Annotated in this window: 20 protein-coding genes; 15 read left to right on the top strand and 5 right to left on the bottom strand. The window is 69.3% G+C overall.

The features are described from left to right. Positions 1-41: 41 nt before the first annotated feature. From ACVBD7_RS08150 to ACVBD7_RS08125, 6 genes are all read left to right on the top strand, one after another. The gene (locus ACVBD7_RS08150; RefSeq protein ID WP_458096981.1) at positions 42-836 is read left to right on the top strand and encodes an aldolase; all 795 of its coding nucleotides are present in this window, start codon (positions 42-44) and stop codon (positions 834-836) included. Between the two features lie 55 nt (positions 837-891). After that, entirely contained in the window at positions 892-1761 is an 870-nt protein-coding gene (locus tag ACVBD7_RS08145) for a DMT family transporter (protein ID WP_458096980.1), read from the top strand. A 57-nt stretch (positions 1762-1818) separates the two neighbouring features. Then, on the top strand, positions 1819-3003 hold the full coding sequence (locus ACVBD7_RS08140) for a class I SAM-dependent rRNA methyltransferase (protein WP_458096979.1): 1185 nt from the start codon (positions 1819-1821) through the stop codon (positions 3001-3003). A gap of 94 nt (positions 3004-3097) precedes the next feature. Beyond that, positions 3098-3580, top strand: a complete 483-nt coding sequence (locus ACVBD7_RS08135) for a MarR family winged helix-turn-helix transcriptional regulator (protein ID WP_458096978.1) — start codon at positions 3098-3100, stop codon at positions 3578-3580. After that, positions 3577-5205, top strand: coding sequence for an MFS transporter (locus ACVBD7_RS08130; RefSeq protein WP_458096977.1), 1629 nt, complete (start codon positions 3577-3579; stop codon positions 5203-5205). Before ACVBD7_RS08135 ends, ACVBD7_RS08130 begins: the two co-directional genes overlap by 4 nt. Before the next feature lie 15 nt (positions 5206-5220). Next, positions 5221-6336 (top strand): HlyD family secretion protein, encoded by a 1116-nt coding sequence (locus tag ACVBD7_RS08125; protein WP_458096976.1) that lies wholly within the window; start codon positions 5221-5223, stop codon positions 6334-6336. Here the strand turns inward: ACVBD7_RS08125 and ACVBD7_RS08120 are convergent. The 4 genes from ACVBD7_RS08120 to ACVBD7_RS08105 are packed head-to-tail and all read right to left on the bottom strand — an operon-like array spanning position 6305 to position 10730. Further along, entirely contained in the window at positions 6305-7399 is a 1095-nt protein-coding gene (locus ACVBD7_RS08120; RefSeq protein WP_458096975.1) for a sensor histidine kinase, read from the bottom strand. The two genes, ACVBD7_RS08125 and ACVBD7_RS08120, sit on opposite strands and share 32 nt — an antisense overlap. 32 nt (positions 7400-7431) lie before the next feature. Beyond that, on the bottom strand, positions 7432-8541 hold the full coding sequence (locus tag ACVBD7_RS08115) for a patatin-like phospholipase family protein (protein WP_458096974.1): 1110 nt from the start codon (positions 8539-8541) through the stop codon (positions 7432-7434). After that, positions 8538-9329 (bottom strand): 3-hydroxybutyrate dehydrogenase, encoded by a 792-nt coding sequence (locus ACVBD7_RS08110; RefSeq protein ID WP_458096973.1) that lies wholly within the window; start codon positions 9327-9329, stop codon positions 8538-8540. The genes ACVBD7_RS08115 and ACVBD7_RS08110 overlap by 4 nt, the downstream gene beginning before the upstream one ends. 36 nt (positions 9330-9365) lie before the next feature. Further along, the gene (locus tag ACVBD7_RS08105; protein WP_458096972.1) at positions 9366-10730 is read right to left on the bottom strand and encodes an FAD-dependent oxidoreductase; all 1365 of its coding nucleotides are present in this window, start codon (positions 10728-10730) and stop codon (positions 9366-9368) included. 249 nt (positions 10731-10979) lie between these two features. Between ACVBD7_RS08105 and rpmH the strand changes: the two genes are divergently transcribed. From rpmH to argB, 6 genes are all read left to right on the top strand, one after another. After that, a complete protein-coding gene (gene rpmH, locus ACVBD7_RS08100) occupies positions 10980-11114 on the top strand; it encodes a 50S ribosomal protein L34 (protein ID WP_458096971.1) in 135 nt (44 codons plus the stop codon). Positions 11115-11163: 49 nt separating this feature from the next. Beyond that, positions 11164-11502 carry a ribonuclease P protein component gene (gene rnpA, locus ACVBD7_RS08095; RefSeq protein WP_458096970.1) on the top strand — a complete coding sequence of 113 codons (339 nt, stop codon included), beginning with the start codon at positions 11164-11166 and terminating at the stop codon, positions 11500-11502. Continuing rightward, entirely contained in the window at positions 11499-11747 is a 249-nt protein-coding gene (yidD, locus tag ACVBD7_RS08090) for a membrane protein insertion efficiency factor YidD (protein WP_458096969.1), read from the top strand. Before rnpA ends, yidD begins: the two co-directional genes overlap by 4 nt. A gap of 12 nt (positions 11748-11759) precedes the next feature. Then, the gene (yidC, locus tag ACVBD7_RS08085; RefSeq protein WP_458096968.1) at positions 11760-13520 is read left to right on the top strand and encodes a membrane protein insertase YidC; all 1761 of its coding nucleotides are present in this window, start codon (positions 11760-11762) and stop codon (positions 13518-13520) included. Next, positions 13517-14185: a ribosome biogenesis GTP-binding protein YihA/YsxC gene (gene yihA, locus ACVBD7_RS08080; protein WP_458096967.1), complete on the top strand. Its 669-nt coding sequence runs from the start codon at positions 13517-13519 to the stop codon at positions 14183-14185. The genes yidC and yihA overlap by 4 nt, the downstream gene beginning before the upstream one ends. An 88-nt stretch (positions 14186-14273) precedes the next feature. After that, positions 14274-15158 (top strand): acetylglutamate kinase, encoded by an 885-nt coding sequence (gene argB / locus ACVBD7_RS08075; protein WP_458096966.1) that lies wholly within the window; start codon positions 14274-14276, stop codon positions 15156-15158. Positions 15159-15167: 9 nt separating this feature from the next. On the opposite strand, the gene ACVBD7_RS08070 is transcribed toward argB, so the two are convergent. Continuing rightward, the gene (locus ACVBD7_RS08070) at positions 15168-16241 is read right to left on the bottom strand and encodes a DUF2336 domain-containing protein (protein ID WP_458096965.1); all 1074 of its coding nucleotides are present in this window, start codon (positions 16239-16241) and stop codon (positions 15168-15170) included. Positions 16242-16502: 261 nt separating this feature from the next. On the opposite strand from ACVBD7_RS08070, the gene dapD reads away from it, so the two are divergent. From dapD to ACVBD7_RS08055, 3 genes are read left to right on the top strand one after another with little or no spacing between them, the layout of a single operon-like run. After that, positions 16503-17339: a 2,3,4,5-tetrahydropyridine-2,6-dicarboxylate N-succinyltransferase gene (dapD, locus tag ACVBD7_RS08065; protein WP_458096964.1), complete on the top strand. Its 837-nt coding sequence runs from the start codon at positions 16503-16505 to the stop codon at positions 17337-17339. Beyond that, complete coding sequence (gene dapE, locus ACVBD7_RS08060; RefSeq protein WP_458096963.1) at positions 17339-18466, top strand: succinyl-diaminopimelate desuccinylase; 1128 nt, start codon at positions 17339-17341, stop codon at positions 18464-18466. Before dapD ends, dapE begins: the two co-directional genes overlap by 1 nt. Then, entirely contained in the window at positions 18454-19029 is a 576-nt protein-coding gene (locus tag ACVBD7_RS08055) for a hypothetical protein (protein ID WP_458096962.1), read from the top strand. The genes dapE and ACVBD7_RS08055 overlap by 13 nt, the downstream gene beginning before the upstream one ends. The last annotated feature ends 89 nt before the right edge of the window (positions 19030-19118 follow it).

The following is a 19118-nucleotide window of genomic DNA, read 5'->3' as shown; positions in this document are numbered from 1 at the left end:
GTCGGCGCGAGTTTGCGAGCTTCCTGGCCGGACGAACACATATGGCGCACGCGCTTCCCTCTGCCCCTCCCGACGCTCCGCGGATCCTCCGTAACAGCGACCTGGACACGCCGGAGATTCGCCAGGCGCGGGTAGATCTCGCTGCCTGCTTCCGCATGGCGGCGCGGCTCGGCCTGCAGGAGGGAATCTGCAACCACCTCTCTGCCCTGGTGCCCGGCCGGCCGGACCTGATGCTGGTGAATCCCTATGGTCTCTCCTTTGCCGAGATCACCGCCTCCCGGCTGCTGATCTGCGACTTCGAAGGTAATGTGCTGGCGGGAGAAGGCGTGCCGGAGGCGACAGCCTTCTACATTCATGCCCGCCTGCACCTGCGCCATGCGCGCGCGACGGCCGCCTTTCACACGCATATGCCGAACGCGACCGCGCTCTCGATGCTGGAGGGTCCGCCGCTGGTTTGGGCAGGCCAGACCGCGCTGAAGTTCTACGGCCGCACCGCGGTGGATGAGGATTACAACGGCCTCGCCCTCGATTCCGACGAGGGCGACCGTATCGCGGCAGTGATGGAGGATGCCGATATCGGCTTTCTGAAGAACCACGGCGTGATGGTGGTCGGCCCCTCGATCGCCGAGGCCTGGGACGATCTCTACTACCTGGAGCGCGCGGCCGAGGTTCAGCGTCTGGCCTTCTCCACTGGCCGCCCGTTGAAGCCCGTCTCGCCAGAGGTGGCGGCACGCACCTATGCGCAGATGCGGGAGGGCGATCGCGAGAGCGCCCGGCTGCATCTGGAAAGCATCAAGCGCATCCTCGCCCGCGAGGAGCCGGACTATCTCGACTAACGCTGCCTCGGGCGCCCTGCCGGATACGGCGGACAGCCAGGCACAGCGCTTCGGTTTGCTCTGCCTCGCCGTCACGGCGCTCGGCTGGGGGCTGAACTGGCCTGTGCTGAAGCTGCTGCTGGGTGAGATGCCGCCTCTCTTCGCGCGCGGCATGGCCGGGCTGCTGGCAGCCCTGGCCCTGGCCGGCTTCGCCGCGATTCGCGGTGTTCCGCTCGCCGTGCCGCGCGGACGCTGGGGAGTAGTGATCGTGGCCGCGCTGCTCAATGTCACAGCCTGGATGGGGCTGGCCACCATGGGCCTGCGCTACCTTGGCGCGGGGGAGGGGGCGATGATCTGCTACACCATGCCCGCCTGGACTGCGCTGGCCGCCTGGCCGGTTCTGGGTGAGCGGCCCTCGGCGCGGCGGTTGCTCGCCCTGCTCCTGGGTATGTCCGGCGTGGCCATTCTCGTCACCGGCAACGACTTTGGCCTGCACTGGGGCAAGATGCCGGGGGTGGCGCTGATCCTCGGCGGCGCCATCCTGTTCTCGCTCGGGACGGTCTGGTTCAAGCGGCACCCCCTGGGTCTCAACCCGCTGGCCTCGGTGGCGTGGCAGGTCGGGCTGGGCTGCCTCCCGCTGGCTCTTGCCTCGCCCTTCATCGAGGCGTTCGACCCGACCAATGTCTCGTCCCAGGGCTGGATGGCTTTTCTCTATATGGCCGCGATCCCGCTCTGCCTCTGTTACCTCGCCTGGTTCGCGGCCCTCGCGGCGCTGCCGGCATCGGTCGCGGCAATCGGCACCCTGGCTACGCCACTCGTCGGCGTGCTGTCGGGCGCAATCCTGCTCGGCGAGACGCTTGGGGCACGGCAGCTGGCGGCTCTTCTACTCACCCTGGGCGGCATCCTGCTGGCGGTGCGGGGCGAGGGGCGCGGTCGGGAGGGTTGACAGGTCCGCCGCAGCGGGTGCGTGCGCGCGGCCGCGTTCCGGCCTAGGACGGCCGGCATGTCAGACATGCCCATTCTCCGCCTCCTCCCTGGCCGCGACCGGCGTGCCAAGGCGGGCCATCCCTGGATCTTCTCCAACGAGGTGGCGATGACCCCCGCCGCTCGCGCCATCCCGCCGGGCAGTCCGGTGCGGGTCCAGGGCGATGACGGCGTTCCCCACGGCGTCCACCACTTCAACCCGCACTCCCTCATCGCCGCTCGCCGCCTGTCGCGTGATCCGGGGGCGGTGATCGATGACGCCTTCTGGCAGGACCGGATCGGCGAGGCGCTGGCACTGCGCAGCCGCCTCTTTCCTACGCCGCATTACCGCTTGGTCCATGCCGAGGCGGACGGGCTGCCGGGCCTTATCCTCGATCGCTACGGCGACCTGATCGCGCTGCAGGCGAACACCGCGGGCATGGAGATGGCCACCCCAGCGATCCTGCGGGCCCTCGACACACTGATCGCTCCCCGCGCGGTAGTGGCGCGTAACGAAGCGACGGTGCGCGGGCTGGAAGGCCTGCCGGAGGCCACGCTGCTTCTGCGCGGCACGGAGGCAACCGGGACGGTGGAGGAGGGCGGCGTCTCCTTCGCCGTCGATCCGCTGGGCGGGCAGAAGACCGGCTGGTTCTTCGACCAGCGCGAGAACCGGGCCCGGGTCGCTAATCTCGCGCGCGGGGAAACGGTGCTGGATGCGTTCTGCCACACCGGCGGTTTCGGCCTGCAGGCGGCCGCGGCCGGAGCGGCGCGGGTCACCTTGCTGGACCGGTCGGAGCACGCGCTGGCGACGGCGATGGAGACCGCCCGGCGCAACGGAATGGAGGACCGCGTTGAGACGGTCCGCGGCGAGGCGATGGATGCGCTGGAGCGCATGGGCGGGCAGGGGGCGCGCTACGGTGTGGTGATCGTGGACCCGCCGGCCTTCGCCAAGTCGCGCAAGGACATTCCCCAGGCGATCCGCGCCTATTCCCGCCTGGCCCGGCTCGCGGCGGGTCTGGTGGTGCCGGGCGGTATTCTCTTTATCGCGTCCTGCAGCCACCACGTTCCCGCAGGGGAGTTTGCCGACACGGTGATCGCCGGGCTGCAGCGGGCGAGGCGTGATGCGCGGATCCTGGCTATGACCGGGGCAGGGCCGGACCATCCTGTGCATCCCATGCTGCCCGAGAGTGTGTACCTCAAGGCCCTGACCCTCCAGCTTTTGTAAGTCAGACGAGAACTTGGTTAAGGAGGACTTGAACCAAGCCCGATGTGTCTTACGTAGCCTGCTAACCGTAGCTTGCTACGAGAGGAGCCGTGGCTTGCGCCCGCATGCTGAGTTCGTCACGGCACTGCGCCGGCTCACCCAGCGCTGGCGCACGCGCTGGGATGCGGAGCTGCGAGCGAGCGGCCAGACTCTCGGCCGCGCCCGTGCCCTTATGCTGCTGTCCCAGGCCGGCGGAAGTGCCATGCAGCGCGACCTTGCCGCCCAGCTCTCGGTCGAGCACCCGACCCTCGTCCGGCTGCTGGATGGGCTGGAGAAGCAGGGGTTGATCCGGCGGGAACCTGTGCCGGGGAACGGGCGGGCCAACCGCATCGTCCTCGCCCCTGCCGCTAGACCATTGGTGGAGGAGGTCGAGGCGGTGTCAGACGCTCTTCGACAGCGCGTGCTCAACGACATCCCGCTCGCCGACCTCGAGACGGCGCTGCGCGTCCTGGAGTCAGTTTCCGCGAAGCTTGACGCACTCGACACCGTTCCACACACGCGAATGGCGGCCACGGCGCCGGAAGAACGGCCACGATGAGTGAGACCATCACCGCAGCGCCGCCGTCACCGCCGGCACCGGCCCCCGACGTGCCGCCCGCTACGCCAGGCTGGTTGGTTGTCTACGGCCTGGCCTCGCTGACCTTTGGCCTGGCTCAGGGGCTCGGGAACAATCTCGTCGCCGCCAATATCCAGGCGGTGCAGGCCACCTTCGGCGCCACGACGAACGAGGCTGCCTGGCTGACGGCAGCCTACGCCTCGACGAGCATCACGGCGTCTCTGCTGTTGTTCAAACTGCGGACACAGTTCGGCATCCGCCTCTTCGCCAAACTTGGACTCGCACTGTTCGTGGCCGTGTCGCTCGCGCATTTCCTGGTGCACGACCTGCGCTCGGCTGTGGTGCTGCGGGCCGTCTCGGGATTTGCCAGCGCGCCGCTGAACACGCTCGCGATCCTCTACATGATCGAGCTGCTGCCCCCGAAGCATAAGCTGACCATCGGCATCGCCCTCGCCCTGATCGGCGCGCAGATCGCCGTGCCGCTGGCCCGGATCGTCTCACCGGGGTTGCTGGAGATTGGCCTGTGGCACCGGCTGAACCTGCTGGAGCTGGCGCTCGCCATCCTTTCCTTCGCCTGGGTGCTTTTCATCCCGATCACCCCGCCGCCTCGAGGCAAGGCTTTCGACGCGGTGGATGCCATCAGCCTGCCGCTTCTGGTGGTCGGGCTGGGTCTGCTTGCCGTCGTGCTGGCGCTCGGGCGCTGGTACTGGTGGCTGGAGGCGCCCTGGCTCGGCAGCTGTCTGGCGGTAAGCCTCGCGCTGCTGGCGGTCTTGGTCGCGATCGAGCTCAACCGCGAGCGGCCGATCGTGAACCTGCACTGGCTGTCTTCCACGGACATGATCCTGTTCGGCGGCTCTATGTTCCTCGCCCGTTTTGTCCTTTCGGAGCAGACAACGGGCGCCATCGGCTTCTTCCAGAACCTCGGCCTGCTGAATGAGCACATGGCCGGGCTGATGTGGGTGATCCTGGCGGCTACCCTCGCGGGCTTCATCGGAGTGGCCTTCGTCAACCAGCCGGAGAACCGGCCGGCCATCCATGCGGTGGCGCTTGCCATGATCGCGCTCGGCGCCTGGATGGAGAGTCACGGGACAAACCTGACGCGGCCACAGGATGTGTACCTGCCCCAGGCGCTGGTCGCCTTCGGCGGAGCCATTTTCCTGCCGGCGGCGGTGGGGTGGAGCTTTGGCCATACGCTCAAGGCGGGACCGCAATACCTGACGAGTTTTTTCGCAGTGTTTCTTGCTTCCCAGAACATCGGTGGCCTGCTGGGCGCGGCGCTGCTCGGCAGCTTCATGACGGTGCGGGAGAAGTTCCACTCCAGCCAGATCGTCGAGAACCTCACCCTCGCAGACCCGCAGGTAGCGCAGCGCATCGGGCAGTACGGCGCATCCTATGCCCGCGTGCTCGGCGACCCCGGCCTCCGCGCTGCGGAGGGCTCCGCCCTGCTCGGGCAGGCCGCGACCCGCGAGGCCTATGTTCTCGCCTATAACGACGTTTTCCTCTTGGTGGCCGCCGTCACCGCCCTCGCCCTTCTCGGCCTCCTCCTCCACCAGCTCCTCGCCTGGCTCGGCCGGCGCCGGGCCGGGGAGGGTGTGCAGGCCGTCTGAACACCGCAGGACCCCATGCCTATTCTCAAGCCCGGCCTATCCCGCGCGACCCTCCCGGCCCTCATCCTCGGCGTGCTCGGCGTTCTCCTCGTGCTGTACACCTGGAGCCTGCCGCCCTTCGCCTCGACGGTGCAGGTCACTGACGACGCCTATGTCCGTGGCCCCGTTACGGTCATCAGCCCGCAGGTCGCGGGCTATGTGATGGAGATCCCGGTCCAGGACTACGCGAATGTGCGGCAGGGCGATCTGCTGGTGCGGATCGATGACCGCATCTACCAGCAGCGCCTTGCCCAGGCTCGCGCCCAGCTCTCCGCCAGCCGGGCCTCGCTCGCCAATCTCGACGTCCAGCGCCTCACCCGGGAGGCGCAGGTGGAGGTGGCCCGCGCCCAGATCGAGAACGCGGAGGCCGTGCTGACGAAGGCCCAGGCCGATGTCCGCCGGATTGAGCCGCTGATCGCGGCCAACATCCAGTCCCGCGCGCAGGGGGATGCCGTGCACGCGGCCCTACACCAAGCAGAAGCGGGCCTTGCGCAGGTCCGCGCTTCCGAAACCGTCGCCCAACAGACCCTGGCCGAAACCCTGGCCACGCGAACGGGGCTGGAGTCGGCGGTACTCGGGGCGGAGGCGGCCGTGCATCTGGCCGAGATCGACCTGCAGAACACCCGCATCCTCGCACCGCAGGACGGGCATCTCGGTGAGGTGGGCGCGCGTGTCGGCCAGTATGTGACGGCCGGAACCCAGCTCACCTCCCTGGTGCCGCCCCTCCGGTGGGTGATCGCCAACTACAAGGAGACGCAGATCCCCGGCATGGCGGTGGGCCAGCTCGTGCGCTTCCGGGTGGATGCGCTGCGTGGCGCCGAACTGACGGGTCGGATCGAGCGCTTCTCGCCCGCTACGGGTTCCGAGTTCAGCGTGATCCGGCCTGACAATGCGACGGGCAACTTCACCAAGGTGGCGCAGCGCCTTCCCGTGCGGATCGGCATCGACCCTGGCCAGCCCATGGCGGAGCGCCTTTCGCCGGGCATGTCCGTGGTGGTCAGCATCGACACGGCCCAGCCGCCGGCCGCGCAGCCCTCTTCAGGCGGCGGAGCCGGCTCAGTCAGTCCTGCGGGGCAGCCGCGGGCAGGGTGACGCGGGCGGTGGTGCCGCGGCTCACCTCGCTCTCCAGGACGAGGCGGCCGCCCTGCAGCTCGGCCAGGGCGCGCGCCAGCGGCAATCCGAGGCCCGTCCCTCGCTCCTGGGTCTGGCCGGTGCGGCCGAACGGCTCCAGCGCGATCACGATCTGCTCTGGGGTGAGTCCGATCCCGGTATCGGCAACCCGCAGTTCCACCTCCCCGGTGGTGAGCCGCGCTGCCGAGAGAGTGATGGCCTGGCCGCGGCCGGCGTATTTGACGGCATTCCCGAGCAGGTTGAGCACGACCTGCATCAGCGCGCGCGGATCGGCCTGTACGGTCAGGCCGTCCGGGACCGCCTGTGTGATCGTCATGCCCCGCGCGGCCGCCTCGGCACGGAGGAGGCGCCCCGCCCGCTGGGCCAGCGGAGCGAACGCCACGGGTTGCAGCTCCAGGGCCTGCTTGCCCTCCCGCACGGCGACGAAGCCCTGCACGTCCTCGATGAGGGCGAGCATATGCTGCCCTCCCTCCGCGATGTCGTGGACGAATTCGGCGTAGCGCTGATGTCCGAGCGGGCCGTGGGGCTGCATTTGCAGCAGCTCCGCGAAGCCGAGCACCGCGTTGAGGGGCGTACGCAGCTCATGCGTCACCTCCGCCATAGCGCGCTCACGCCGCTGCAGAGAGTCGAGCGCCTCCTGGCGTGCGCCGCGGGCGGCGGTGAGGGCGGTGTCGAGTTCCGCGAGAGTCTCCTGGGTTGCGGTCATCAATCGACCCGCGAGATCGGCGTGCCCGACTGGCAGGGCGGGGAGCGCTTCGTCGCTGGCATAGGCCCGCAACGCGTGGGTGCTCTCCCTGACCGGCGCAAGCAGCGCGCGTGTGCCGAGCAGGGCAAGGACGGTACCGGCCAGAGTGGTGGCCACGAGAACCCCGAGCAGCGGCCAATCGGCCGGCCGGTCCCGCATCAGCAGGAGAAGCGCGCCGGTCAACGGCAGGTGCGTCGCCACGAAGGACACGAGGAAGAACTTCCCGGTGTAGCCGAAGGGCACGCCGAACCGGTCCAGGAAGAGATAGAGGCGCATCATGGGCTCCCTCTACCCTAGGTTGCGCGGTCGCATCAAAGAAAGCGCGCACGCAGGTCCACGCTGTCCCGTTTCCCAAGCGCCTCACGGTTCTCCGCCAGCCAATGGGCGGCTGCCGCCCGTCCGTCCTGGCGCAGGCCCTGCAGGAAATGGCGGTCACCATTGTATTTCGACGCCATTCCGAGCCGGCGCATGCGCTCCTCGTCCTCGATGAGGTGAACGAAGAGGCGCTGGTAGCGGGGCGGCGTCAGAACGCCCTGGTCCACAAGGCGCTGGACGAACTCGATGGCCCGCATCTCGTACATGAGGGAGGAGTTGAAGCCGATCTCGTTCACCCGCGTGTCGATCTCCTGGACGGTTTGCGGGACGTCGGGACGAGAGAGGGGGTTGATGCCTACCAGCACGATGTCCGGCGGACCGCCCGGCTGTTCGTAAAGCGGCCAGAGGGCCGGGTTACCGAGGAAGCCGCCATCCCAGTAGGCCTCGCCATCGATTTCCACGGCGCGGAACAGATTGGGAAGGCAGGCGGATGCCAGCAGCGCGTCCTGGGTCAGCTCGGCCCGGGTGAAGACACGCGGCTTGCCGCTGCGGACATTGGTGGCGGTGACGAACAGCTGTGGCGCTTCGGGGTGGTGGCACAGCACGCCGAGATCGAGCAACTCGTCCAGCACCCGGCGCAGCGGGTTCATCTCGATCGGGAAGGGGTTGAGCTGATAGGGAGAGAACAGGCGGGTAAGGGTGTCGAAGGCCTGCCACGCGATGCCGTGGCTGAGGTCCGGCCCCCAGATCAGAGACTCCACAGGGCTGTTTCGCAGAGGGCTGAAGGCATAGCCGGCGCCGATCGCGGTCCAGAGCCGGTCCAGCAGTGCCGCCGCCCCGGCTCGCCCACCCTCGGCCAGGCCCTGAGTGAAGGCCGCACCGTTGATGGCGCCGGCCGAGGTGCCGGAGATGGCGGCGACCTCGATCCCTTCCTCCTCCAGCAGACGGTCCAGCACGCCCCAGGTGAAGGCGCCGTGGGTGCCGCCACCCTGGAGGGCCAGGTTGATCCGCACCGGACCGGTGCGACCGGCCACGGCCGGTGTGGCGGGGGCGACCGGCGTCCCCTCAATTGGGGGCAGGCCCTCCTTGGGGGTCGCTGCGGTCAAGAGGCCGTCCAGGCGCCGTCGATGGAAAGGGCCGCGCCGTTCACTGAACCGCTGTTCGGGCCGCAGAGATACAGTGCCATGGCGGCAACCTCGTCCACCTCCACCCAGCGCTTGCTCGGCACCTTCTCGAGCAGGAAATCGGTCAGCGCAGCCTCCTCGGAGACGCCGTGCTTCTTGGCCAGCGGGCCGACCTGCGCCTCGGCGAGGGGGGTGCGGACGAAGCCCGGGCAGATGGCGTTGCAGGTCACGGGCGTGCGCGCGATCTCGATGCCCACCGTTTTGGTCAGCCCGACGACTCCGTGCTTGGCCGCGACATAGGCCGCCTTGTAGGGCGAGGCGATGAGGCCGTGGGCGGAGGCGATGTTGATGATCCGCCCCCAGCCGCGGTCCCGCATCCCCGGCAGCAGAGCCTTGATGGCGTGGAAGTTGGAGGACAGGTTGATCGCGAGGATCGCGTCCCACTTGTCGTCCGGGAACTCATCGACCGGGCTGACGAACTGGATCCCGGCGTTGTTCACCAGGATGTCCACCTGCCCGAGCGCGGCGGTCGCCTCGGCGCACATCGCCCGCACGCCCTCGGCCTTCGAGAGGTCCGCGGCGGAATAGGGCGTCTCGCCGCCCTGGATCGCGGCAACCTCGGCGCGGGCGGCGGCGATCGCCTCCGGCGAGCCGAAGCCGTTCAGCATCACCCGAGCCCCCTCTCGCGCGAAGGCGAGGGCGATCGAGAGGCCGATGCCGCTGGTGGAGCCAGTGACGAGAGCCGTGCGGCCCTCCAGGGACTTGGTCATGCGCTGCCTTCCGCGTGGTCGGGGCGCAGGAAACGCCTAGGGCAGGCGCTTCGCAATCCCCGCTAGCCAGCGGACGGCCGGGTTGCCCAGGGTGGGCGCCCTTTGCTCCAGCGCGGCCCGGGCGATGCCGGCGGCGAGGGAAGGGTGTGGCAGGGCCACCCCCGCCAGCTCCGAGACCGGCCGGCCGATGGCCAGGGAAAGCAGCCCTGCCATTTCCAGGCCACCGGGCGCCAGCAGCCCGGCCCCGGCCAGCCGTCCACGCCGGTCCACGGAGAGGGAGACGAGGCCTTCGGCAATGCCTTCGGCGCAGGCGCGGGCGGTATCGGCCAGTGGCCAGCGCAGGGTCTCGTTGCCTGCCTCCGCCGCCATCGTACCGATCTCCACCAGGGCGGGTTCGGTTCGGATGGCGCGAAGCGGTGGGGGGGCGTCCGGCGTGCCAGGGACACGGAACAGCATGCTGCGGGCGAGCGCGCCGACGCCGGAGGCGCCGGGCTGGCCGATTACGCCCCCCGCCGCCCAGATGCGCCGGCTTCCCCGGACGCGAAGGGCGCCGTCCACTTCAAGGCCGGCTGCGGGCAGACCGGCGAGCGGCAGGTCCAGCCCTGCCAGCCGCGGCGAGTTGCCGAGGGCAAGGAGGAGATGGGAGCCCTGCAACTGGGTGCCGTCCTCGAGCAGGATCTCAACTCCGCCGTCCTGCCGGGCGACGCGGGCGCTGCGATGACCCTCCAGCAGCGCCACCCCGTCCCGCCGGAGCGCACGGGCCAGTCCCTCCGCCAAAACGGGATCGGCATCGGGCGCGATCCGGGCGGCCTCGACCACGGTTGTGCGCGCGCCGAGCCGGGCAAAGGCCTGGGCCATTTCCAGCCCGAAGCCGGTGCCTCCGAGGACGATAAGGTGCTCCGGCCGGGCTTCCAGAGCGTGAATCGTCTCGGAGGTCAGGTACGGCACGGCCTCCAGCCCATCGAGGGCCGGGACGACGGGGGCGGCGCCGGTCGCGATCAGGGCGCGCCGGAAGCGCCATTCCCGGCTACCGGCCGAGACGGCATCGGGCGCGGAGAAATGGGCGGCTGCGCGGACCACCTCCACCCCCATTGCCTCGAACCGGGCAGCGGTCGAATCAGGTGCAGCATCGGCATCGGCGGCAGCGAGATGGGTGCGGAGGGCAAGCCAGTCTACCGGCATGTCCCCGGTGCCGATGCCCATCCGCGCCGCGTCCCGCGCCATTGCGGCCCGGTTCGCGGCTGCCCGCAACGCGGCCTGGACGATCTCCGGGTCCGGCGCCTCGCCACCCATGGGACCGCGCTCGAACAGGGTGACGCGCAGGCCGAGGGCGGCGGCCAGCGCGGCCAGGCCCCGCCCGGCGGTGCCCGCGCCGATGACGGCAATGTCGGTCTCGGCCATGGGGTCCCCTTTTCTGCGGCGCGCCGTGATAACGCGGCGGCGCGGGAAGGGTAGGGGCCAAGCTCTGGTTGACGGGAACGGGACCGGGTTTCTATACAGCGCCACCCGCGCCGGGCATCCCGCCGCGGCTGCCCGCGTCCATGTCCTTCTTTCAGGGCAGGAGGGGGCGGCCAGGCTGCCCGGGCCAGACCACCCATTGCCGCCCCGTTTCCTGTCCGGGCGGCCCGCATCTGAACGGAGCGCCTTGCCGTGAAGCGTACCTACCAGCCCTCCAAGCTCGTCCGGAAGCGCCGGCATGGGTTCCGCGCCCGTATGGAGACCGTCGGCGGCCGCAACGTGATCGCCAACCGCCGCGCCAAGGGCCGCAAGAAGCTCTCGGCCTGATCAACGGACTGGGGGTGCAGAGATGTCGCCCCCGCTCGCAGTTCGCCCGATGAAGCTGCCCCGTATGAAGAAGCGGCGCGACTTCCTGCGCGCCGCCCAGCGCGGCAAGCGGGCTGCCCGGCCGGGGCTGGTCCTCCAGGCCTTGCCCGAGACGGGTGGGCCGATGCGCCTCGGCTTCACCGTTACGAAGAAGGTGGGCAACGCCGTGGTGCGGAACCGCACCAAGCGCCGCCTGCGCGAGGCCGCGCGGCTGCTGCTCGGCCCCATCCCGCCCGAAGGGTGGGACATCGTGCTGATCGGCCGTGACGAGACGCGCAGCCGGCCCTTCACCCAGCTTCAAGGCGATCTGCGGGGTGCGTTGCGGCAGACGGGCGTTGCCCTGCCATGAATGCCCACGCGGCCAGCCTGCCTGCCGAGGCGCTGAAGATCGGCGTCCGGGTCTACCAGTTCACCTTGCGCCCCTTTATCGGGGCGCATTGCCGTTATCACCCCCACTGCAGCGCCTACGCGATCGAGGCCTTGAACGAGCACGGGGCCATTCGCGGCACTGCCATGACGGCCCGCCGCATCCTCCGCTGCAATCCCTGGACTCCGGGCGGCTACGACCCCGTGCCTCCCGCCAAGAAATCCTGAACGCCGGACCCGATGGACAACAAGCGACTCCTTGCCGCGATCGCGATCTCGATCGGCATCCTGCTGCTCTTCGACGTCTGGAACCGTCCTGCGCGCGAGGCGCAGCGCCAGGCCGCGCAGAACGTGCAGCAGTCCCAGACCAGCACCGTGCCGCTGCCCCAGGCCAACACCGCGCTGAACCCGGCAGGCGTCGCCAGCACCGGCCAGAATGACGGCGCGCCGACGACCCCGGCGCCGCGCCTACGAATCGAGAGCCCGCGCGTCCAGGGCAGCGTGAACCTCCGTGGCGCGCGCATCGACGATCTCGTGCTGCGCGACTACCGCGAGACCATCCAGCCCGGCAGCCCGAATGTCCGCATCCTAGCCCCGCGCGAGGACAATGCGCCCTATTTCGCGCAGTGGGGTTGGACCTCGGCCGACAGCCGTACCCCGGTGCCCGGCCCCGCCACCGACTGGACCGCCGAGGGCGGCACGCTAACCCCTACCACCCCGGTGACGCTGCGCTGGGACAACGGCGCGGGACAGCGCTTCGAGATCGCCCTCTCGCTCGACGCCAACTTCATGGTGACGGCCGAGCAGCGCGTGGTGAACACGAGCGGTGAGTCCGTGCAGCTGCTGCCCTGGGCCCGAGTCCGCCGCGAGCACACGCCCCATGTCGCCGGCTACTACATCCTGCATGAGGGCTTCGTCGGCGTCGTCGACGGCCGCCTCCGGGAGGAAAAATACGCCGACGCCAAGACCGAGGCGGCGCGCCGTAATGGTGGCCCTGCCTTCGAGCAGGAGAGCACAGGCGGCTGGGCTGGCTTCACCGACAAATACTGGCTGGCCGCGCTGGCGCCGGTGGACCAGTCCCTGCGCACCCGCGCGGCCTTCCGCGCGACGCAGGAGGGTGGCCAGGACCGCTGGCAGGTCGATTTCGCGCCCACTGCACCGATGGCAGCCGCACCAGGCGCCACAGCCGCCTTCGCCACCCGGCTCTTCGCCGGCGCGAAGGAGGTGCACCTGCTGGATGCATATGCGACGAACCTCGGTATCACCGACTTCGACAAGGCGATCGACTTCGGCTGGTTCTACTTCCTGACCAAGCCGTTCTTCTACGGGCTGGACTGGCTGTTCAAGCTGGTCGGCAACTTCGGCGTGGCGATCCTGATCTTTACGATCGCGCTGAAGCTGCTGTTCTTCCCGCTGGCCAGCAAGTCCTACAAGTCGATGGGTCGGATGAAGGTCCTCGGCCCGAAGATGCAGGAGCTGAAGGAGCGCAACAAGGACGATCCCGCCAAGATGCAGGCGGAGATGATGGCGCTCTACAAGTCGGAGAAGATCAATCCGGCGGCGGGCTGCCTACCTATACTGCTGCAGATCCCCGTGTTCTTCGCGCTCTACAAGGTGCTGTTCGTTACCATCGAGATGCGGCACGCACCATTCTTCGGCTGGATCCGCGATCTTTCGGCGCCCGATCCCACGAACCTGTTCAACCTGTTCGGCCTGATCCCCTGGGATCCGCCTCTGTTCCTGCACATGCCGGCCTGGGCGATCATCATGGGCATCACGATGTTCATCCAGTTCAAGCTGAATCCGACGCCGCCCGACCCCATTCAGGCGAAACTGTTCAGCTTCATGCCCATCATCTTCACCTTCATGTTGGCGAGCTTCCCCGCCGGCCTGGTGATCTACTGGTCCTGGAACAACCTGCTCTCGGTTGCCCAGCAGTACTACATCGCGCGTGAGGACCGGGCGGAGCGGCGGGCCGCCAAGGCCGCGGCAGGAACGTGAGCGGGATCTCGCCCGAGGAGGAGGAGGCCCGGCGGCTCGAGGCGGGTCGTCTCCTCTTCGCGCGCCCCGTCAACTTCTTCTTCGCGGCCCAGCAAATCGACAAACTTCCGCCGGCGACTTCGCCGGAGGTGGCCTTCTGCGGGCGCTCGAATGTCGGCAAGTCGTCGCTGATCAATGCGCTGGCCGGGCATCATGGCCTGGCCCGCGTCTCCCACACGCCGGGCCGCACGCGGCAGCTCAACTTCTTCGCGGCGGGGGAGGGGACAGAGCATCCCCTGACCGTGGTGGACATGCCCGGCTATGGCTATGCCGCCGCCAGCAAGGCGGTGAAAGCGGACTGGCAGGGCCTGATGTTCGATTACCTGCGCGGCCGACCGACGCTCCGCCGCGTATTCCTGCTCATGGATGCGCGGATCGAGACGAAGGGTGGCGATCGGGCAGCGATGGACCTGCTGGGAGAGGCCGCCGTGCCTTTCCAGATCGTCCTGACCAAGTCGGATGATACCAAGCCCGCTTCCCGGCTTCTCAAGCGGCAGGAGGAGATGGCGGAGATCGTGCGCAAGCGCGTGGCCGCCCATCCGGTGATCATTACCACCTCCTCCAACAAGGGCGCGGGCATCCCCGAGCTTCGGGCGGCGCTGGCGGAGATTGCCGCGTCGGGCTGATCGCCGGGCTGCCTTGCCGGCGCGTTGGGTTGACCTCTGGCGCTGTGCCCCCTTACCACCGCCGCCGACCTGCCATCCCGGGAGAGCCATGAGCACCGACGCGCAAGACCGGATGGCGATCCTCGCCGGCGCCCTGCCATACCTGAAGCGATACGACGACCAGATCGTCGTGGTGAAGTATGGCGGCCACGCGATGGGCGAGGAGGAGGGCGCGCTGCGCTTCGGCCGCGACATCGCGCTGCTGGAGCAGGTGGGCGTGAGTCCCGTCGTCGTCCATGGCGGCGGCCCACAGATCAACGCCATGCTCAAGCGGCTGGACGTGCAGTCCACCTTCGTGAACGGGCTGCGCGTGACCGACGGGGCCACCGTGGACGTGGTCGAGATGGTTCTCGCCGGGACGGTCAACAAGCAGGTCGCCGAAGCGATTACCCGCGCCGGGGTCATCGCCGTGGGCATCTCGGGCAAGGACGGCAACCTCATCCGCGCCCGCAAGGCTGAGCGGACGGTGCGCGACCCCGACACGAACGAGGAGCGCGCGGTCGATCTCGGCTTCGTGGGCGAGCCGGCCGAAGTGGACACGAAGGTGCTGCGGCTGCTGATCGGCGCGGACATCGTGCCGGTGGTGGCGCCGGTCGGGATCGGTGCGGACGGACAGACCTACAACATCAACGCCGATACCGTTGCTGGCGCCATCGCCGGCGCGTTGGGCGCTGCGCGGCTGCTGATGCTTACCGACGTCGCGGGTGTTCGTGGGCCGGACGGCGTGCACATACCGGAGATGACGGTGGCCCAGGTGCAGGCGGGGCTTAAAGCCGGCTGGATCTCGGGTGGCATGATCCCGAAAGTGGAGACCTGCATCTACGCTATCGAGCGCGGCGTGCAGGGCGCGGTGATCCTGGACGGGCGCGTGCCGCATGCCGTTCTGGCCGAACTGTTCACCGCCGGCGGCCCGGGAACCCTTATCAAGCCCTGAGGGCGCATGTCACGCCCTGCCCGGCACCGGGCAGGTCAGGGCCGAGACCAGTGCGTCCATCCGGCTGGGCGCCATAGCCCATTCGCCGCCGGGAAGAATGAGCAGCTCCTCGGCCGCGCTGCCGGCCAGGCGCATTTGCGCAAAGGTGGCGGCCCGGGGCGAGAAGCCGGCTTTCCAGCACAATGGCACCAGCATCGGCGCTTCCCGTGCGGCGAGTGCCCGTGCCACTGCGCCGGCCGGGAGGCCGCTAAGGGCCGCGAGGATCCGGGCGCATTCTGCCATCTGGCCTTTGCGGGCAGCGGCGACGAATCCCTCCTCGCTCATTCCGGCCGACCCGGCCTCAGCGGGCTGGTGTGGGACAGGGCGGAAGGCGCCGAGCGCGGCAGCGTCCAGATCGGCCCGGTTCAGCAGAATGCGGAGCGCCTCCTCCGCCAGCAACCCACGGAGGCCGGCGAGGACTGTGGCGCTCAGGCCGGGGCGCCGGACAAGGGCGATCTGCCATGCCGCCTGGGCACCCGATCGGGAGGCAAGAGCTACCAGCGTCGTCTCGCGGATGCGGGCGGAAGCGTTGGCAAGTAGGGCCGTGACCGAGAACTCTTCGGCCCGGGCAACGATGGCATCCGAGGGCCGCTCCGGCAGGTGCGGGCGCCGGGCGATGGCGGCCAATGTTTCCTCCACTGGCGGATCGGCGACGAGGCCCAGCAAGTCCTCCTCGTCCAGCACGGGTGATCCACGCAGCACGGGCTCTGCCACCGCCATGGCGACATCGCGCGCCAGGCGCAGGATCAGCGGCCGCGGTACGTCCGGGTGCTCGGCAACCAGTTCCGTCACGGCAGCGCGCACTGCGACGACGTCGTCCTCGATGAGCCTGAGCAGGGCCTCCCAGGTGGCGCGGCGGTGACGGTCGGTGCTGTCCCGGTCGAGCAGGGGGGCAAGGGAGGCGAGCTTGCGGGCGAGGACACGGCGCACCCCGGGCTGCGAGTCGCGGGCAAGAACCTGGTCGGCGAGGGGCGGGGTGGCAGCGTTGGCGGCGATCGCGGCCCGAACGGCGATCGTAGGGTCGTTGGCGAGGAAGAAGAGCATCTCGGGGGGGTGTATCCGCCCTCTCTGCCAGCCCCGCCCGCGCGGCATCGTACATGCGGCGGGGCGAGGTCGCCATCATGGCTTCCATGTCGCCTCCAGTCATCCGGCGAAGGGCTTCCCCTGTGGGCGTGGCCTCGCGAGAGCGGAGGCTGCCCCGTTCTCGTAAAGGATTGCTGAATCGCGCCGCTTCCTGCGCGTTGACAGTCCGGGCTGCTCGCGCGATGGGGCTGACCCACCCACGCCTCTGCCCAGGACGCCCCGATGGACCTCGACGCCCTCCAGCCCCGCATCGAGGCCCTGTGGCAGCGCCGCGCCGAGCTGACGCCCACCACATCCGGCGATGACCGCGATTTCGTCGAGGCTGCGCTCGAGCTGCTTGACTCCGGCAAGGCGCGGGTGGCCGAGCCGGACGGGAATGGCGGCTGGCGGGTGAACCAGTGGCTGAAGCAGGCCGTTCTGCTGTCCTTCCGGCTGGAGGACAGCGTGGCGATGGACACCTCGGCCGGCGCCTATGACAAGGTTCCGCTGAAGTTCGCGGACTGGGGCGAAAACCGCTTCAAGGAGGCCGGCTTTCGCGCTGTGCCGGGCGCCGTTGTCCGCCGTTCCGCCTTCATCGCGCCGGGCGTCGTGCTGATGCCAAGCTTCGTGAACCTGGGCGCCTATGTCGATAGGAACACGATGGTGGACACTTGGACCACCGTCGGCTCCTGCGCGCAGATCGGGAAGAACTGCCACCTCTCGGGCGGCGTTGGGATCGGCGGCGTACTGGAGCCGCTACAGGCCAATCCGGTGGTGATCGAGGACGACTGCTTCATCGGCGCCCGTTCCGAGGTGGCCGAGGGTGTCGTTGTGGAGCGTGGCGCGGTGCTCTCCATGGGCGTGTTCCTCGGCGCCTCCACCAAGGTCATCGACCGCGCGACGGGAGAGGTCTTCGTCGGCCGCGTGCCGGCCTATTCCGTGGTGGTGCCGGGCACGCTGCCGGGCCGGCCGCTGCCGGACGGCACGCCGGGCCCCGCGCTCTACTGTGCGGTGATCGTGAAGCGCGTGGACGCGCGCACCCGCGAGAAGACCTCGATCAACGAGCTGCTGCGCGACTGATGGCGACCGATCCGCTTCCCATAGCGCAGGACCTCATCCGCTGCGCCTCCGTCACGCCGCTCGACGAGGGTGCTTTGGCGGTGCTGGAGCGGGCGCTGGAGCCGCTGGGCTTCATCTGCACGCGTCTGCCTTTCGGCGAGGTGCAGAACCTCTTTGCCATCCGGCGTTCAGGCGGGAACGGGCCGCATCTCTGCTTTGCCGGGCATACGGATGTGGTGCCGCCGGGCGAGGGGTGGACCCACCCCCCCTTCGAGGCGGCGGTAGAGGACGGCACCCTCTACGGACGCGGTGCGGTGGACATGAAGGGCGGCGTCGCGGCCTTCGTGGCGGCCGCACGCGATGCGGTTGCCGATGGCACGGCCGATCGAGGCACGCTCTCCTTCCTCATCACCGGCGACGAGGAGGGGGTGGCGAAGGACGGCACCACCAAGGTGCTGGACTGGATGGCCGAAAACCACCTCGTCCCAGACATGTGCCTGGTGGGGGAGCCGACGAGCAAGGAACGGCTGGGTGACACGATTAAGATCGGTCGTCGCGGCAGCATCACCGCGCACATCGCCGTGTACGGCACCCAGGGCCACGTCGCCTATCCCGACCGGGCGGACAATCCGATCCACCGGCTGGTCCGCGTGCTGCACCGGCTGACGGCCGAGCCTCTGGATGGCGGCACCGAGTGGTTCCAGCCGAGTACGCTGCAGGTCACCTCGGTCGATGTCGGCAATCCCGTGGACAACGTTGTGCCCGCGAAGGTGGTCGCCCATCTGAACATCCGTTTCAACGACATGCACACGGCGGCCTCCCTGGAAGCCTGGATCCGAGGCGTCCTGGCGGAGGAGGCGCCGCGGCATGAGGCAGGCTTCTCCTGCTCCGGCGAGGCGTTCCTGACCAAGCCGGGACCCTTCGTTGACGCGCTGCGCCGTGCCGTGCAGGCGGAGACGGGCCAGGCCGGCACGATGGATACTGGCGGCGGCACCTCGGATGCGCGCTTCATCACCCGCTTCTGCCCCGTTGCCGAGCTGGGAGCGGTGGGCACGACCATGCACAAGGTGGACGAGCGCACGCCGGTGGAGGAGTTGCGCCGCTTGTCGTCGCTCTATGGTGCCGTGATCCGGGAGTGCCTGGGCTGAGCGCCCCCCAGGTCAGCCCGGCCACCCAGATCGTGGCTGGGCTGCGGGCGGCCTATCTCCTCGCTCAGGGCCGGGAGGAAGGGCTGCGCCTCACCCTTCTCTCGCCGGAAGGGGCCGCACGGTCCTTCTGGGCTGGTGCAATCTGCTTCATTCCCTTCCTCCTGATCCGCGCGATGGTGGCGAGTGGGCCGGTCGGCGACGGGCTGCCGGTCGAGATGATTGGCTATGTCCTGGGCTGGGTCGTCTTCCCGCTCGCCTCGCTCACGCTGGTGGACGCCTCCGGTCGCGAGCCGTTCTGGCCGCTGTTCATCGCGGCCTGGAACTGGACGAACCTCGCCCAGTACGCTGCGCTCCTGGCGGCGACCGTGCTCGGCCCGCTGTTGCCGGCCGGGCTGGGAGGAGCACTCACCCTCGCGGCCTTCGGCTACGCGCTGTGGCTGGAATGGTTCGTCGCTCGCGCCGCACTGCGGATCACCGGCATACGCGCCGGGTTCTTCGTCCTGCTGGACATGGCAACGGGGCTGTTCATCGCCTCCGTCGTCACGCGCCTCGGCGGGGGCTGAGGGCGGCGGCACCCGTCGTACAGGTGGTCTGGTCGCAGTCGGGTCAGTCCGCGCCAGGAGAAGTGGCCAGCACTCGCCACGGCCCCTGC

The sequence above is a fragment of the Roseomonas sp. WA12 genome (genome assembly GCF_054165765.1).
The sequence above is the reverse complement of the archived record's forward strand: the minus strand, read 5'-3'. Positions and strand labels throughout refer to the sequence as shown.

Excerpts from the sequence above, each read along its gene's own strand:
- yidC (WP_458096968.1), top strand. The coding sequence starts at position 11,760 with ATGGACAACAAGCGACTCCTTGCCGCGATCGCGATCTCGATCGGCATC.
- ACVBD7_RS08150 (WP_458096981.1), top strand. The coding sequence starts at position 42 with ATGGCGCACGCGCTTCCCTCTGCCCCTCCCGACGCTCCGCGGATCCTC.
- ACVBD7_RS08110 (WP_458096973.1), bottom strand. The coding sequence starts at position 9,329 with ATGACCAAGTCCCTGGAGGGCCGCACGGCTCTCGTCACTGGCTCCACC.
- dapE (WP_458096963.1), top strand. The coding sequence starts at position 17,339 with ATGGCGACCGATCCGCTTCCCATAGCGCAGGACCTCATCCGCTGCGCC.
- yidD (WP_458096969.1), top strand. The coding sequence starts at position 11,499 with ATGAATGCCCACGCGGCCAGCCTGCCTGCCGAGGCGCTGAAGATCGGC.
- dapD (WP_458096964.1), top strand. The coding sequence starts at position 16,503 with ATGGACCTCGACGCCCTCCAGCCCCGCATCGAGGCCCTGTGGCAGCGC.
- rnpA (WP_458096970.1), top strand. The coding sequence starts at position 11,164 with ATGAAGCTGCCCCGTATGAAGAAGCGGCGCGACTTCCTGCGCGCCGCC.
- ACVBD7_RS08140 (WP_458096979.1), top strand. The coding sequence starts at position 1,819 with ATGTCAGACATGCCCATTCTCCGCCTCCTCCCTGGCCGCGACCGGCGT.
- ACVBD7_RS08070 (WP_458096965.1), bottom strand. The coding sequence starts at position 16,241 with ATGCTCTTCTTCCTCGCCAACGACCCTACGATCGCCGTTCGGGCCGCG.
- ACVBD7_RS08130 (WP_458096977.1), top strand. The coding sequence starts at position 3,577 with ATGAGTGAGACCATCACCGCAGCGCCGCCGTCACCGCCGGCACCGGCC.
- ACVBD7_RS08105 (WP_458096972.1), bottom strand. The coding sequence starts at position 10,730 with ATGGCCGAGACCGACATTGCCGTCATCGGCGCGGGCACCGCCGGGCGG.
- argB (WP_458096966.1), top strand. The coding sequence starts at position 14,274 with ATGAGCACCGACGCGCAAGACCGGATGGCGATCCTCGCCGGCGCCCTG.
- ACVBD7_RS08125 (WP_458096976.1), top strand. The coding sequence starts at position 5,221 with ATGCCTATTCTCAAGCCCGGCCTATCCCGCGCGACCCTCCCGGCCCTC.
- ACVBD7_RS08120 (WP_458096975.1), bottom strand. The coding sequence starts at position 7,399 with ATGATGCGCCTCTATCTCTTCCTGGACCGGTTCGGCGTGCCCTTCGGC.